The sequence below is a fragment of the Nocardia sp. NPDC057227 genome (assembly GCF_042669725.1).
Taxonomy (GTDB): domain Bacteria; phylum Actinomycetota; class Actinomycetes; order Mycobacteriales; family Mycobacteriaceae; genus Nocardia; species Nocardia asteroides_A.
Window position 1 is genome coordinate 216091 of sequence record NZ_JBHUXA010000011.1, and the last position, 13657, is coordinate 229747.

The window sequence follows — 13657 nt, forward strand, 5'->3', positions numbered from 1 at the left end:
AGGGCGCCCGCCGTCGGCGGACGCCCTGGTCACGGGCTCAGGCGCTCGCGACTCCGACCAGAACGATCAGGTTGAGCAGGAAGATGAGCGCGACGAAGCCCCACGTGATGTAGAGGAAGAGCAGGCCGGGGGCCTTCTGCGGGACCGGGCCGATCGCGCCGTTCAGCAGGATCACCACCGGGGCCTTGTAGTACACCCGGGTGCCCTGGCCCGGCTGCACCGGGACCGATGCCGTCGCCGGGCCCATGTCGAACAGCCACGGTGTGCTCACCCGCACGTGGTGCTGGCCGGGGCCGACCGGGATGTGGTTCGGGCCCCACCTGGTCACCGGCACCTGGTGGCCGTTCACCTGGATCTTCGGCTTGGTGATGGCGAGCAGGAACGCGAACGGGGAGTACGAAGCGTCGACCGTCAGCCCCGGCGGGTCCGGTTGCGGCAGGGACTGCTGCGGAAGTGCCTGCGTAGCGGGGTATCCCGGCGGCCCACCGGGGTAACCCCCCTGCTGCGCCCCCGGGTACCCGCCCTGCTGCTGATGCCCCGGCGCGCTCTGCTGGCCCGCCGGAGCCCAGCCCGCTCGGGGAACGCCAGGGGAACTCTGCTGCCCGGCGGCAGGGCCGCCTTGCTGGGGATAGCCCGGCGAACTCTGCCGGCCCGCCGGAGCCCAGCCCGCTTGCGGAATCCCGGGCGAACTCTGCTGCCCGGCGGGCGCCCACCCCTGACCGGGGGCGGGCGCCCCACCCGGCGAACCGAACGGCGGTGGGACGGGACCGGATGGTGGGTACCCCCCGGGCTGAGCCATGTGAGCCTCCTGATGGACCGAATGTGCGAGCCGACCCTACAGCGCCGAAACGAGCCTTACTTTCCGGAGCCTCGCTGCCGATACATCCGCCGCTGCTGCTTGTGCACGTCCTTCCAGGCCCGCTCCCGCTCGGCCGCGAGCCGCTTGTCCGTCCGCGCCGCCATGTAGGCGTTCTCCCGCAGCAGCTTCCGATAGCTCGCCAGCCTGCGTTCGGTCAGCTCACCGGAGTCGAGCGCCGCCCGCACCGCGCAACCGGGCTCGCTCTCGTGCCCGCAGTCGCCGAACCGGCATGCGCGCGCGAGGTTCTCGACATCGCTGAAGGTCTTCTCCAGCCCGTCGGCGGCGTCGAACAACCCGATTCCGCGCAGCCCGGGGGTGTCGATCAGCGTGCCCCCGTGCGGCAGCGGCCGCAGCTCCCGGTGCACGGTCGTGTGCCTGCCCTTGCCGTCGCTCGACCGCACCGCCCCGGTCGCGAACGCCTCTTCGCCGAGCAGCGCGTTGGCCAGCGTGGATTTGCCCGCCCCGGACGGCCCGAGCAGCACGACGGTGCCGTCCAGCACGGCGGTGAGCACCTCCAGCCCGGCCCCGCTGGTAGCGCTCACCGCGAGCACCGTCGCGCCGGGCGCGACCGCGCGCACGGGTTCGAGCGGAACATCATCCGCCGCATCGGCTTTGGTGAGCACCACGACGGGCTGCGCACCGCTCTCCCAGGCCAGCGCGAGCAGCCGCTCGATCCGCCCGAGGTCGACGTCGCCGTCGGCGGGCACGCAGATCAGCACGGTGTCCACATTGGCCGCGAGCACCTGCCCCGCGGAGCGCCCGGACGCCGACGAGCGGTTGATCGCCCCGCGCCGGGGAAGCAGCGCGGTCACCGCGAGCGGCAGCAGTCCGGTGGAGGCTTCGAGCAGCACCCAGTCGCCGGTGCAGAGCCCGGAGATCTCGGAATCGGCTCGGGGCAGGGTGGCCCTGGCGAGCCCGGCGGGTGTCGCGACATCGCATTCGCCGCGATCGGTCCGGATCACCCGGCCGGGCACGGTGCCGTCGGGCACGGTGTAACCGGTGGTGTTCCAGCCATAGGGAATCAACAGGTCGTAATCGACCATGGTGAGGGAAGTCCTTCGAGTGGGCGCCGAGCCCGACCCGGACTCAGCGAAGAATGAGTGAGGTGCGCACGTGGCCGTACCCGGCCACGACGACAAAGGCCGTGGTCACAGTGCACACCTCCATTCCTCGCTCGTTCGGTTGCCGCCTACCCTCGCAGCCCGCCGCCGCGGGCGCAACCGAATTAATCCGGCTTGCCGAACTGCTCGTTGCGCCCGAGCGAGCGCAGCCGGAACCACTCCTTCAACCCCGCCGGGTCCCGCCGCGTCACCAGGAAGAACCAGGAGAAGCGGAGCCACTCCTGCGGGAGCAGCTTCCGCATGCCCGGCTGGGACATGAGGTAGCCGCGGTTGCGGTAGGTGAAGTACCGCTTCACCGGGTCGTCCGGGTACTGGGTGTGCATCCGCCCGCCCAGGATCGGCTTGAACTCCTCCGCGCCGTTCGGGTGCAGGTACGCCGTCTGCAGGCAGGTGCCGAAGGGCAGCCCGGAGCGGACCAGCCTGCGGTGCACCTCCACCTCGTCGCCGCGCACGAAGAGCCGCAGGTCCGGCACGCCGATCAGGTCGACCGCCTGGGCCGAGACGAGCGCGCCGTTGAAGAGCGAGGCGATGCCGGGCAGGAAGTCGTCGTCGCCGAGCTCCGAGCGCAGCCGCCGCCACACCACGCCGCGGCGCAGCGGGAAGGCCAGCCGGTCCGGGTCGTCGATATCGCAGACCACCGGCGAGACCTCGGCGAGGCCGTGTTTGTCCGCGCAGGTCAGCAGGGTGGAGAGGACCGCAGGGCCCTCGGGCCTGCCGTCGTCGTCGGCCAGCCACACCCAGTCGGCGCCGAGCGTGAGCGCGTGCAGGATGCCGAGCGCGAAGCCGCCCGCGCCGCCGAGGTTGTGCCGCGAGCCCAGGTAGGTCGCCTCGATCGGCTGCTGCGCGACCAGCTCGGCGACCTCGTCCTCGTTGCCGTTGTCCACCACGATCAGGTGGTCGACCGGCCTGGACTGCGAGCCGACCGCCTTCAGCGACTCGGCCAGCAGTTCCCGCCGCTTGTGCGTCACCACCACCGCGATGATCCGCTTGTCGGGCCCCGTGCCCGGCGGCACGAACTCCTCGAACTCCTCGACGTCTCCCGGTGACTCACTCATGCCTGGTTGGGCTCCAGTTCCTTGCCGCCATCGGCGTTCAGTTCGCGCAGCACCTGCGCCACGTGATTCCCCGCGTCGGGGCCTTCGTAAGCCCGCACCACTTCCTCGATTCCCCCGTGCTGCCGGATACGCCCGTGGTCGATCCACAGCGCCGAATCGCATAGCTGCGCGAGGAATTCGTTGGAATGGCTCGCGAACACCAGAATTCCGGAGCGCGACACCAATTCCTGCAGTCGCTTGCGCGCCTTCTTCATGAATTCCGCGTCCACCGCGCCGATGCCCTCGTCGAGCAGCAGGATCTCCGGGTCGATGGAGGTCACCACGCCCATGGCGAGCCGCACCCGCATACCGGTGGAATAGGTGCGCAGCGGCATGGAGAGGTATTCGCCGAGCTCGGTGAAATCGGCGATCTCGTCGATCTTCGCCATCATCTGCTTGCGCGTCTGGCCGAGGAAGAGGCCGCGGATGACGATGTTCTCGTAGCCGGAGATCTCCGGGTCCATGCCGACGCCGAGGTCGAAGACCGGGGCAACCCGGCCGCGGATCCGGGCGCTGCCGCGGGACGGCTCGTAGATCCCGGAGAGCAGCCGCAGCAGCGTGGACTTGCCCGCGCCGTTGTGCCCGACCAGCCCGATCCGGTCGCCCTCCTTGAGCGAGAGCGTGATGTCGCGCAGCGCCTCGACCACGACGACGTCGGACTGGTTGCGCCCGATCGCGCCGCCGGCCTTGCCGAGGAACGCCTTCTTCAGCGACCGCGACTTGGCGTCGAAGATCGGGAACTCGACCCACGCCTGGTGGGTTTCGATACTCACACGGTCGGTCATCGGGCTCCTATACCCAGTACGGGACGCGCGAACGGAACTGCTTCATCGCCAGGATCGCCACCGCCCAGCCGACCAGCGTGATCACCCCGACGATCACCCAGTGCCGGAGCGCCTGCGGCTCCCCGAGCAGCGGCGCGCGCACGATCTCCAGGTAGTGGAAGGTGGGCACCAGCTCGACCAGCCTGGCCCGGTCGCTGCCCGCCCCCATCTGGTTCTCCAGCGTGGAGGTGGTCCACATGACCGGGGTCAGCACGAAGAGCATGAGCGTGGTGCTGCCGAGGATCGGTGCGATGTCCCGGTACCTGGTGCTGAAGATGCCGAAGAAGATCGACACCCACATGCAGTTCAGGAAGAGCAGCAGGATGGCGGGGATGGCGAGCAGGCTGGCCCAGCTCACGTCCTCCCAGACGCCGAACGCCACCAGCATCACCAGGTAGATCACCATGTTGTGGGCGAAGAAGAGCAGCTGCCGCCAGACCATCCGGTAGATGTGCACGCTCAGCGCCGACGGCAGCTGTTTGATCAGCCCCTCGTTGGCGATGAAGACGTCGGCGCCCTCCAGGATGCTGGCGTTGATCACGTTCCAGACGATGAGCCCGACCGTCACGTACGGCAGGAACTCGCGCAGCGGCTGGTCCAGCAGCATCGAGTAGAGGACGCCCATGGCCGTCGCCTGCAGCCCGGTGGCGATGGTGATCCAGAACGGGCCGAGCACCGAGCGGCGGTAGCGCTGCTTGATGTCCTGCCAGCCGAGCGAGAGCCAGAGCTCGCGCTGCGAGAAGCCGGTGCGGAAGTCGCCGAAGGCGCGCGCGAAGGTCTGGGAGTCGGACTTCATCGGCGGTGCGGAGAGCAGGTCGTTCGGCGCGGGCGCGGTAGTATCCTTCTCCGCCTGCGCGACGGTGTCCTCTGGCACGGAGGTATCCACCGTCGGGGCGGTATTCTCCCGGTCCGAGTCGGGGCGAGCAGCAGCTGCGGGCACGGTGCCAGACCTTACCCCGGCGCGCCCGCCCGCCGGGATGCCGCCGGGTGCATCGCCGCCCGTCCCCGGCAGGTGCTGATCGGTCTGTTTCTCAGAGATATTGACCGGCACCCCCGGTGGCCTGGGTGTGCGGCCCGCCGCCGCGCGGGTCGGCGACCGCGAGGCCGGGCGGGAGCGCGCCCTGGCGCATCTGCTCCAGCTGCGCCCGCGCCGCCATCTGCTGGGCGAAGAGCGCGGTCTGGATGCCGTGGAACAGCCCCTCCAGCCAGCCGACCAGCTGCGCCTGCGCGATCCGCAGCTCGGCGTCGGTGGGAACGGTGTCGTCGGTGAAGGGCAGCGTCAGCCGCTCCAGCTCGTCCCGCAGCTCGGGCGCGAGCCCCTGCTCGAGCTCGCGCACCGAGGACTTGTGGATCTCCTTGAGCCGGTTGCGGCTGGCATCGTCCAGCGGGGCGGCGCGCACCTCCTCCAGCAACTGCTTGATCATGGTGCCGATCCGCATCACCTTGGCGGGCTGCTCGACCATGTCCGCGAGCGATTCGCCCGCCTCTTCCTTCTGCTCCTGGTCGTCGGATTCCTGGCCGCCGGGGGCGCCTGCCTCGACGGGAATGCTCAGCGGCTGCCCGTCCGGACCGATCACGACGACGGAATTCGGGGTTTCGTCCGATGGCGTCATGTGCTCCATCATGTCGTGTGCCCGGCGAGGTGACCACCTGACCTGTACCCACCTCCGGTTACGGCCCGGCGTTCTATCCTGTTCGGGTCGCGAACAACGGATTCCTGCGGAAAGTCGATTGTCATGCCGAGTCGATTGCCATGCTGACTCCCAGGTCGCCCTACTCCTCGGTACGGGAGCGGTGCAACGTGGTTACCCAGCCTCGGTCGGTGCCCCTAGAGTGGCCGACATGACTTACGACGTCGCGAGGGTGCGGGGCCTCATTCCGTCCCTGGGCGACGGCTGGATTCACCTCGATCCCCAGATCGGCATGCTGGTGCCGGATTCGGTGTCGCGCGCGGTCTCGACCGGTTTTCGTACGTCTTCCTTCTCGCATACCGGCAGGCATCCGGCGGCCGCGCGCAGCGCCGGAATTCTGGAGGCGGCTCGGGTAGCGGTGGCCGATCTGGTCGGCGGCGACCCGGCGGGTGTCGTGCTCGGCCCCGACCGCGCGGCGCTGCTCGCCTGGCTGGCCGAATCGCTCAGCTCGCGGCTCGGGCTCGGCACCGGCATCGTGCTCTCCCGCCTCGACGACGAGGCGAATGTCGCGCCCTGGCTGCGCATCGCCAACCGCTACGGCGCGCACGTGCGCTGGGCCGAGGTGGAGATCGAGACCTGCGAGATGCCGGCCTGGCAGTTCGAGGAGCTGATCGGCCCGACCGCGCGGCTGGTCGCGCTGACCGCCGCCTCGCCGATCGTCGGCTCGGCGCCGTCGGTGCGGGTCGCCGCCGACCGGGTGCACGAGGTCGGCGGGCTGCTGGTCGCCGATGCCTTCGGCGCCGCGCCCTACGCGCTGATCGACATCGAGGAGTTGAACGCCGACGTGGTCGCGCTGAGCGCGCCGTCCTGGGGCGGGCCGCAGGTCGGCGCGCTGGTCTTCCGCGACCCCGCGTTCCTGGACCGGATCCCGTCCATGTCGCTCAACCCCTACGCCAAGGGCGCCGAGCGGCTCGAGGTCGGCGGCCACCCGTACGCGCTGCTCTCCGGGCTGACCACCTCGATCGACTTCCTCGCCGGGCTGGACGAGCGCGCCCGCGGTACCCGCCGCGAGCGGCTGGAAATCTCCATCACCTCGCTGCAGGACTACCACGATCAGCTCTTCGAGCACCTGATGGAGGTGCTGGATCGGATCACCGGGCTCACCGTGATCGGCCGCGCCTCCACCCGCATCCCCACGGTGAGCTTCACCGTCGCCGGGATGCAGGCGGAGAAGGTCGCCGCCAAGCTGGCCGATGCCAGGATCGGCACCGTGAGCGGGATCCACGGCGGCAGCAGGCTGCTCGACGCGCTCGGCGTGAACGACGAGGGCGGCGCGGTGACCGTCGGGCTCGCCCCGTACACCACCCGCTTCGAGATCGACCAGCTCGGCCGCGCGCTCTCCGCGCTGGAGTGAGCTAGCCGAGGGTCAGCAGCACCTTGCCGACGGTGTCCGAGCCGTCGAGCAGCCGGTGCGCCTCGGCCGGATCGCGCACCTCGGCGTGGATCACCGGGACGATCGCGCCCGCGGCCACCAGCGGCCAGACCCGCTCCCGCACCCCCGCGATCACCTCGGCCTTGCTGCCCGGCCCCGTTGCGGGCCTGCCGCGCAGGTTGGTGGCGTGGATGGTGCCCCACTTGCGCAGCAGCGCACCGAGATTCAGCTCCGCCCTGACGCCGCCCTGCATGCCGATCACGACCAGGTGGCCGTGCGGGGCCAGCGCCTCGATATTGCGGGGCAGGTAGGCCGCGCCCATATTGTCCAGGATGACGTCGGCGCCGCCGTGCTCCCGCAGCACCTCCACGAAGTCCTGGTTCTTGTAGTCGATCGCGATATCGGCGCCCAGCTCGACACAGCGCGCGAGCTTCTCCGCCGACCCCGCGGTGACCGCCACCCGCGCCCCGAGCTGCTTCGCCAGCTGAATGGCGTGCGTACCGATCCCGCTGCCGCCGCCGTGCACGAGCAGCAGTTGCCCCGCGCGCAGCCCCGCGGTGCTGACCAGGTTCGAGTACACCGTGGCCGCGACCTCGGGCAACCCCGCCGCGGCGGCCAGATCCAGCCCCGCAGGCACCGGGAGCAGCTGGCCCGATGGCACCGCGACCCGCTCGGCGTAGCCGCCGCCGGAGAGCAGCGCGCAGACCCGGTCGCCCACCGACCAGTCCCGCACGCCGTCGCCGAGCTCCGCGATCACCCCCGAGCACTCCAGCCCGAGCGTCTCGCTCGCCCCCGGCGGCGGCGGGTAGTTGCCCTGACGTTGCAGCAGGTCGGCCCGGTTCACCCCGGCCGCCGCCACCTCGATCAGCACCTCACCGTTGGCGGGGGTGACGTCGGGCGTCTCGCCCCAGGTCAGCACCTCGGGGCCACCGAATCCGGTCAATCGCACAGCGCGCACGGCTCCATCCTGCCCGCTCGGTGCCGGATCATGCCGCCGACCCGCGTTCGCCGATCCGCGCGGGGGGCTGCGCGAAGCACGCCGACGGACTAGCGTTCCCCGCGTGAGCAGCTTCGTCGACTTCCAGAACGAGATCTACCTGGGCGGACTCGGCGGGCTGCGCCCGGATCTGCCGATGACGGCGGCCGGGCTGGCGGAGCGTGCACGGCGCGAACTGTCGCCGGAGGCGTACGCCTACGTCGCGGGCAGCGCCTCCGCCGAGCGCACCGCCGCCGCCAACGAGGCGGCCTTCGACAACTACCGGATCCTGCCCCGGATGCTGCGCGGCACCACCGCCCCCGGCGCCCGCGACCTCTCCGTCGAGGTGCTCGGCACCCGGCTGGCCGCGCCGGTGCTCACCGCCCCCGTCGGCGTGCTGGAGTTGCTGCGCGAACGCGGCGAGGTGCTTGTCGCCGAGGCGACGAAGGAGCTCGGGCTCGGCATGGTGCTCTCCACCGCCTCCTCCAGCACCATCGAGGAGGTCGGCGCCGCCGCGGGCGACTGGTGGTACCAGCTCTACTGGCCCGCCGACGACGAACTCGCCCGCTCCTTCGTCACCCGCGCCGAGGCCGCGGGCGCCAAGGCCGTCATCGTCACCGCCGACACCCCCGCGCTCGGCTGGCGCCCGCGCGACCTCGAGCACGCGCACCTGCCCTTCCTGCTCGGCAAGGGCATCGCCAACTACCTCTCCGACCCGGTCTTCCGCGCCAAGCTCGCCACCCCGCCGGAGGAGTCCGAAGACGCGCTGCGGATGGCCATCCTCACCTGGGTCGGGCTCTTCGGCAACCACGCCCTGCGCCCCGCCGACCTGGCCAAACTGCGCGAATGGACAGACCTCCCGATCGCCGTCAAGGGGCTGCTGCACCCCGACGACGCCCGCCAGGTGGTCGACGCCGGGGCCGACGCGGTGATCGTCAGCAACCACGGCGGCCGCCAGGTGGACGGCGCCATCGCCGCCCTGGACGCGCTCCCCGCCGTCGTCGCCTCCATCGGCGACCGCGCCGACGTGCTCTTCGACTCCGGCATCCGCACCGGCTCCGACGCGCTGATCGCCCTCGCCCTCGGCGCCAAGGCCGTCCTTTACGGCCGCCCCTGGGCCTACGGACTCGGCCTGGCAGGCCGCGACGGCGTCCGGCACGCCCTCCGCGTCCTGCTCGCCGACTTCGACTCCGCCCTCGGCCTTTCCGGCTCGGCGAGCGTCACCGGCCTCGACCGCTCGCTGCTCTCCATCGTCCGCTGAGCGGCTCGTCCGTTACCATCGACAGCACTGGAGACGTGGCAGAGCGGCCGAATGCACTCGCCTTGAAAGCGAGCGTCGCGAGAGCGACCGGGGGTTCAAATCCCTCCGTCTCCGCCACGAACTTGCTGGTCATCCCGTCGTCTTCCGGCGCGGCCGGGTCCGGATCGGCCGGGTACCTCCGGTTTTGTCACGGTTTGTCACAACCGCGTTCAAACTCCGGGCCGCGTCGGCCAACGCATCGGGCTGGCTGTGCACGTAGGTGCGCATCGTGAACGCCGCATCGCAGTGCCCCAACCAGGCCGACACCACCGCGATCGGGACGTTCTGAAGGTGCAGCAGCGTCCCGCAGGTGTGCCGGGCATCGTGCAGCCGAATGTGCCGGACGCCCGCCGCGGCGCAGATGCGGTTCCACTCCCGCGACAGCCGGTCCGGATGCACCGGGTGACCCGCCTCATCACACACCACGTACGCACCCGCGCCGTAGGCAATGCCCAGAGCAAGCCGCTCGGCGGCCTGGACCTTCCGCGCCCGCTTGAGCGCCTCCACGATCACCGGGGTGAGCGGCAGCGTCCGCTTGGACTTCTCGGTCTTGGTCGGCTTCTCGATCACCTCGCCGTCCACCTGAATCCGAGTGTTCTCAATCGTCAGCGTGCCAGCAGCGAAATCGACATCAGCCCAACGCAATCCGCCGATCTCACCCCGACGTAGGCCGCTCAGTGCGAGATGCCAGGCGTGCCCAGCGCGAGCCCGATCGGCCGACGCGAGCACCTTGCGGACCTCGGTCGCGGTATAGGTCTGCATCTCCTTCCGCGACCCCGGCACCCGGTCCACCAGCTCAGCGACATTGCGCGCCAACCGTCCCTGGCCGATCTGCGAGGCCAGCACCTTGCCCGTCAGCCGGAGCATCGGATTCAAGCTCTGCGCGTTCCACGTCCGGCACGGGCGCCCATGCGCGTACACGAACTCGCCGTCCTGCAAATCGCTCACCAGGTCGTCCAGATGCGCCTTCGTGAGCTGCTGAACCGGAAGCTCGCCGTGCCGATCCCGGAGCGGCTGGAGAGCATGACGGTACGCAGCCTTCGTACTCGCAGCCACACGCTTGCCAGCAAGCCATTCCGCGCACGCCTGCTCAACCGTCGTCACCGACCGCGCGATATAGGCGCCCTTCGCCACGGCCGCGCTCACCTCGGCCAGAGCCTTCCTGGCCTCCTGCTCGGTGCGGTACCGCTTCTTCGTCTGCCGCCGCTTACCCGTTTTCGGGTCCGTCCCCGCCTCGGTCAACACCTGGTAGCGGGTCGACCCGTCTTTCAGGGTGACCTTCGTGATCTGCGGCGGCAGCTGCCGTCTGCTCATGCCGCTGCCTGGTCCAGGCCCGCGATGTAGTCGACAACGGCCTGTTCGGTGACGAAGCGGCGGCGCCCGATCTTCACCGAGCGCAGCGCACCGGTGCCGATGAGTTCGTAGTACTTGCTGTGCCCGATCGGGATCAGCTTGCGGACTTCCTGCTCGGTCAGGAGCTTGGACATGGCGGGTACCTCTTCCTATGCGGCGGACTGCTGAGCGAATTCGGGGTCGGGTGGGCCGGGTGGCCCCTCTGCGAGTGCGAGGCGGGCGGCGTCGTACTCGGCGCGCTGGCGGATCCGCTCGGAGACCGTGGCGATGATCAGGTGCGAGCGCGGGGGAGCGTCCTTATCGCCGGGTCGGACCAGGCTGATGCGCAGCTCGGGGCGTTCGGGGCGGGTGATGCCGACCGCGGCGAGGGTCTGGCGGATGAACTCCGCACGGTCGGCCTTATGGTCGACCACGGTCTTTCCGGTCCACAGCCCGGAAGCCAGCACCCGCTGACCAGGCAGGCCGAGAGTGTCGCGGCGGTGAGCCTTGCCCTTGCACCGGCCGGGCACCATCTTGGCCTTCGCGCCCTTGGGCACGATGCCGAAGCGCAGCCACACCCCGCAGGTCGGCGAGCACGGGGTGCGCTTCAGCTCCTCCTCCAGGCGGTCGTAGTGCACGGCCACCCGCGTGCTGTCGGCGGACAGAATCTCGCCCACCGACTTGGTGAGGTACTTGGTCAGGTAGCGGACCTTGCGCTCCTGCTCATCGGACCCGGCGAGGATCTGCACCGGCTTCGACTGCTCCCCGAACCGGATCGTGTGCGACGGCTCCAGCTCATCCACGGTGTCCATGACCGCCAGCGCGTCCTCCCACGCGGTGAGCGGGGCGCCGGTGTCCGGGTCGACGAAGGTGTCGGCCTGGTAGTCCCAGACCGGCATGTGCCCGTCGCGGTAGACCTCGCGGTCGTGGTGCGGCCACCAGATGTTGCGGTAGGTCGCCGCAGTGACCTGCTTGAGCACCGCATTCGGCACACTGCCGCGCAGGGCAACGTGGATGTGCGGGGCGCCGCGCTTCTGCGGCTCCACGGTGGCGAAGTACTGCACGTTCCAGCCCACCGCGCGCCGGAGGTTCTGCACCCACCGATCCCAGAGCGCCTTGAAGTGCACGATGTCCCGAGCGGCCCGGGTGTAGTCGTAGGACTCAGGATCACGCGGAGAACCGTCGGTGACCATCTGCCCGGCACCACCAGGGGTGCGGTTGATCGCTCCGTAGGACGGCAGGGTCAGGGTGAAGAACGTGGACGGCCGGTACTTGCCGCCATACTCCCGGCCCACGGTGGTCTTGGCGACCTTGAGCCGCGGCAGGTCGGGCACGTCGTCGCGGCGCCGAGTGGATTTGGCCTTGCGCTTGGGGCGGGCATCCAGCGGCGGGAACGGGCCACGCACCCCGAGTTCGCGCAACTCCTGGTCCAGCTCGGCCACGAGCGCGGTCACCGATTCGCAGAGTTCGTCGTCTCCGGCGGTGCGGGCGTTCTGGTACTCGCCGAACAGGTGCGCGCGGGCGGCGAGCAGATCATGCTGTGCGGCAGTCGTTTCCGGTGTCGGCACCTCCGGCTCGGCGTCGAGGCACCAGCCTTCCTTGCACTGCATCATCCGCGTGTAGCGGGCTGCCTTCGCGCACGCCGGGCAGACCGAATCGAGGGTCGACTTGCAGGGGGCGCCGATGTAGGAGACCCGGCCGGTGTCCACCTCGACCGCGCGCATCGGGAGGACACGAGCGCAGACGCCTTCCTTGTCGGCGGCGGATTCGGCGATGGCGTCGAGGTTCGGGAGCGCACGACGATCCGCCGCCGTCACCCGGGAAGGTGGCGTCGGCGGAGCATCGTTCACCACCGGGGCGGTGTCGGTCATGCGGCGTCCTTGTCGGTCGAGCCCAGCCCGCCGGGCAGAGGGCGGTGCTCGGGCAGGGCGATGACATCGGCGAGGGAGTCGCCGTAGCGGAGGGCGAGTTCGACGGTGGCCGGACCGGTGATGGTGACGCGGGCAGCGTCGGCGCCGAAGGCGTGGGCCAGGTGCTCGGCGCGGTTCTCGAAGTCGGCCGGGGATTGGCCGGCCAGCATCCGCACCCGCACCACATCGGTGGAGGCGCCGACCGCGACCGAGAGCAGCCGCGGGCAGAAGGTCCGCTCACCCTCGTGGACGACCAGGTTGCAGGCGGCGAGGAGGCGACGCCAGCGGCGGGTGTAGCGCCACCAGGTCAGGAACCGGGTGCGGGCGCGGGCGGTGACCCACCGCTCGAACATCTCCGGACTCCGGTGTCGCCAGAGCATGATCCCCGCGGCAGCCACAAGCCCGAGCCCGACCCCGACCGGCCACCCGAACACCAGCCCGGCGGTGATGGCGAAGGCGAGCGGGGCGGAGATGGCCGGGAACAGGATCGCCCATTTGATCGCCAGGGCGGCGGCGTAGCCGGTGTAGAGCAGGGCGTATCCGGCGCCGGTGAGGATCGCGTCGAACGGGTCGGTGTCGTGCTCGGTCGTGGTGGTGGTCCTGGTGCTCACGGCTGGTCTCCTTCGGAGGGCAGGGGGAACAGTTCGAGCTGTCCCGGGGTCGGGGCGAACGAGGGCATCGGGGCGACCATGCGGCGCCGTTTCCGGATCCCGGCGGCGGCTTTCGCGACGATCGGGTTCACCCCGCTGGCGGGCTCGGGCTGCTCGCTCATGCGGCCACCGCCGTCCCGGGTTCGGTGAGGTGGTCGAGGAGGAAGGTGCCGAGGTGGTGGGTGTAGGCGGGCGGGATCGCTTGGGAGAGTTCGTTTCCGGTCATCCAGTCGATGCCCATGCAGGCCGGGCCGACCCAGGTACCGACGTCGCCGGTGACCGAGATGTTCATGCCCGCGGCGAACGCCTCCCTGCGGGCGCGGGTGCTGGTGCGGACCCGATGCGGGGGATGCCACGGCACCGGCGGCAGCAGCGGGATCCGGGAGTCGATGGCGAACTGACGGTGGCGATAGGTCCGAAGCCCGAACATCGAGCCGCAGAGCACGACGTCGCGGCGCATCCTCGCGCCCATGACGTTCTCCACGATCCACGGCCGCGGCTGGGCGGCCAGCGCGGTAAGGGTGGCGT

General features: G+C 70.5%; 14 protein-coding genes, 1 tRNA gene and 1 pseudogene. 3 read left to right on the forward strand and 13 right to left on the reverse strand.

Features of this window, described 5'->3' with window-relative positions:
* Positions 1 to 37 precede the first annotated feature (37 nt).
* From ACFUJ1_RS17955 to ACFUJ1_RS17980, 6 genes are all read right to left on the reverse strand, one after another.
* Positions 38 to 799, reverse strand: coding sequence for a hypothetical protein (locus ACFUJ1_RS17955; RefSeq protein WP_378646887.1), 762 nt, complete (start codon positions 797 to 799; stop codon positions 38 to 40).
* 56 nt (positions 800 to 855) lie between these two features.
* The gene (rsgA, locus tag ACFUJ1_RS17960) at positions 856 to 1902 is read right to left on the reverse strand and encodes a ribosome small subunit-dependent GTPase A (RefSeq protein ID WP_378646889.1); all 1047 of its coding nucleotides are present in this window, start codon (positions 1900 to 1902) and stop codon (positions 856 to 858) included.
* 182 nt (positions 1903 to 2084) lie between these two features.
* Positions 2085 to 3035, reverse strand: coding sequence for a glycosyltransferase (locus ACFUJ1_RS17965; protein ID WP_378646891.1), 951 nt, complete (start codon positions 3033 to 3035; stop codon positions 2085 to 2087).
* On the reverse strand, positions 3032 to 3859 hold the full coding sequence (locus ACFUJ1_RS17970) for an ABC transporter ATP-binding protein (RefSeq protein WP_378646893.1): 828 nt from the start codon (positions 3857 to 3859) through the stop codon (positions 3032 to 3034). Before ACFUJ1_RS17970 ends, ACFUJ1_RS17965 begins: the two co-directional genes overlap by 4 nt.
* Before the next feature lie 7 nt (positions 3860 to 3866).
* Positions 3867 to 4694 (reverse strand): ABC transporter permease, encoded by an 828-nt coding sequence (locus ACFUJ1_RS17975; RefSeq protein ID WP_378646930.1) that lies wholly within the window; start codon positions 4692 to 4694, stop codon positions 3867 to 3869.
* A 235-nt stretch (positions 4695 to 4929) separates the two neighbouring features.
* Positions 4930 to 5511, reverse strand: a complete 582-nt coding sequence (locus ACFUJ1_RS17980; RefSeq protein WP_378646895.1) for a bacterial proteasome activator family protein — start codon at positions 5509 to 5511, stop codon at positions 4930 to 4932.
* Between the two features lie 229 nt (positions 5512 to 5740).
* Here ACFUJ1_RS17980 and ACFUJ1_RS17985 point away from each other — a divergent pair, with 229 nt between their 5' ends.
* Complete coding sequence (locus ACFUJ1_RS17985; RefSeq protein WP_378646897.1) at positions 5741 to 6943, forward strand: cysteine desulfurase-like protein; 1203 nt, start codon at positions 5741 to 5743, stop codon at positions 6941 to 6943.
* 1 nt (position 6944) lies between these two features.
* Here the strand turns inward: ACFUJ1_RS17985 and ACFUJ1_RS17990 are convergent, their stop codons facing one another.
* Positions 6945 to 7919, reverse strand: coding sequence for an NAD(P)H-quinone oxidoreductase (locus ACFUJ1_RS17990; protein ID WP_378646899.1), 975 nt, complete (start codon positions 7917 to 7919; stop codon positions 6945 to 6947).
* Between the two features lie 103 nt (positions 7920 to 8022).
* Between ACFUJ1_RS17990 and ACFUJ1_RS17995 the strand changes: the two genes are divergently transcribed.
* Positions 8023 to 9198 carry an alpha-hydroxy-acid oxidizing protein gene (locus ACFUJ1_RS17995; RefSeq protein ID WP_378646901.1) on the forward strand — a complete coding sequence of 392 codons (1176 nt, stop codon included), beginning with the start codon at positions 8023 to 8025 and terminating at the stop codon, positions 9196 to 9198.
* Between the two features lie 29 nt (positions 9199 to 9227).
* A tRNA-Ser gene (locus ACFUJ1_RS18000) sits at positions 9228 to 9315 on the forward strand.
* A 12-nt stretch (positions 9316 to 9327) separates the two neighbouring features.
* Here the strand turns inward: ACFUJ1_RS18000 and ACFUJ1_RS18005 are convergent.
* From ACFUJ1_RS18005 to ACFUJ1_RS18030, 6 genes and pseudogenes are all read right to left on the reverse strand, one after another.
* Entirely contained in the window at positions 9328 to 10551 is a 1224-nt protein-coding gene (locus tag ACFUJ1_RS18005) for a tyrosine-type recombinase/integrase (protein ID WP_378646903.1), read from the reverse strand.
* Complete coding sequence (locus ACFUJ1_RS18010) at positions 10548 to 10724, reverse strand: helix-turn-helix domain-containing protein (RefSeq protein WP_378646905.1); 177 nt, start codon at positions 10722 to 10724, stop codon at positions 10548 to 10550. The genes ACFUJ1_RS18005 and ACFUJ1_RS18010 overlap by 4 nt, the downstream gene beginning before the upstream one ends.
* Before the next feature lie 15 nt (positions 10725 to 10739).
* Positions 10740 to 12440 (reverse strand): replication initiator, encoded by a 1701-nt coding sequence (locus ACFUJ1_RS18015; protein ID WP_378646907.1) that lies wholly within the window; start codon positions 12438 to 12440, stop codon positions 10740 to 10742.
* Complete coding sequence (locus ACFUJ1_RS18020; RefSeq protein WP_378646909.1) at positions 12437 to 13090, reverse strand: hypothetical protein; 654 nt, start codon at positions 13088 to 13090, stop codon at positions 12437 to 12439. Before ACFUJ1_RS18020 ends, ACFUJ1_RS18015 begins: the two co-directional genes overlap by 4 nt.
* Positions 13087 to 13251: a hypothetical protein gene (locus ACFUJ1_RS18025; RefSeq protein WP_378646911.1), complete on the reverse strand. Its 165-nt coding sequence runs from the start codon at positions 13249 to 13251 to the stop codon at positions 13087 to 13089. The genes ACFUJ1_RS18020 and ACFUJ1_RS18025 overlap by 4 nt, the downstream gene beginning before the upstream one ends.
* Positions 13248 to 13657: pseudogene (locus ACFUJ1_RS18030) on the reverse strand (DNA methylase); the annotation flags it as partial. The gene ACFUJ1_RS18025 and the pseudogene ACFUJ1_RS18030, both read right to left, overlap by 4 nt.

What these genes read in the sequence shown, in the direction of transcription:
- ACFUJ1_RS18025 (WP_378646911.1), bottom strand. Translation starts at nt 13,251, where the DNA reads ATGAGCGAGCAGCCCGAGCCCGCCAGCGGGGTGAACCCGATCGTCGCG.
- ACFUJ1_RS17965 (WP_378646891.1), bottom strand. Translation starts at nt 3,035, where the DNA reads ATGAGTGAGTCACCGGGAGACGTCGAGGAGTTCGAGGAGTTCGTGCCG.
- ACFUJ1_RS18005 (WP_378646903.1), bottom strand. Translation starts at nt 10,551, where the DNA reads ATGAGCAGACGGCAGCTGCCGCCGCAGATCACGAAGGTCACCCTGAAA.
- rsgA (WP_378646889.1), bottom strand. Translation starts at nt 1,902, where the DNA reads ATGGTCGATTACGACCTGTTGATTCCCTATGGCTGGAACACCACCGGT.
- ACFUJ1_RS17980 (WP_378646895.1), bottom strand. Translation starts at nt 5,511, where the DNA reads ATGACGCCATCGGACGAAACCCCGAATTCCGTCGTCGTGATCGGTCCG.
- ACFUJ1_RS18010 (WP_378646905.1), bottom strand. Translation starts at nt 10,724, where the DNA reads ATGTCCAAGCTCCTGACCGAGCAGGAAGTCCGCAAGCTGATCCCGATC.
- ACFUJ1_RS18015 (WP_378646907.1), bottom strand. Translation starts at nt 12,440, where the DNA reads ATGACCGACACCGCCCCGGTGGTGAACGATGCTCCGCCGACGCCACCT.
- ACFUJ1_RS17970 (WP_378646893.1), bottom strand. Translation starts at nt 3,859, where the DNA reads ATGACCGACCGTGTGAGTATCGAAACCCACCAGGCGTGGGTCGAGTTC.
- ACFUJ1_RS17975 (WP_378646930.1), bottom strand. Translation starts at nt 4,694, where the DNA reads ATGAAGTCCGACTCCCAGACCTTCGCGCGCGCCTTCGGCGACTTCCGC.
- ACFUJ1_RS17985 (WP_378646897.1), top strand. Translation starts at nt 5,741, where the DNA reads ATGACTTACGACGTCGCGAGGGTGCGGGGCCTCATTCCGTCCCTGGGC.
- ACFUJ1_RS17955 (WP_378646887.1), bottom strand. Translation starts at nt 799, where the DNA reads ATGGCTCAGCCCGGGGGGTACCCACCATCCGGTCCCGTCCCACCGCCG.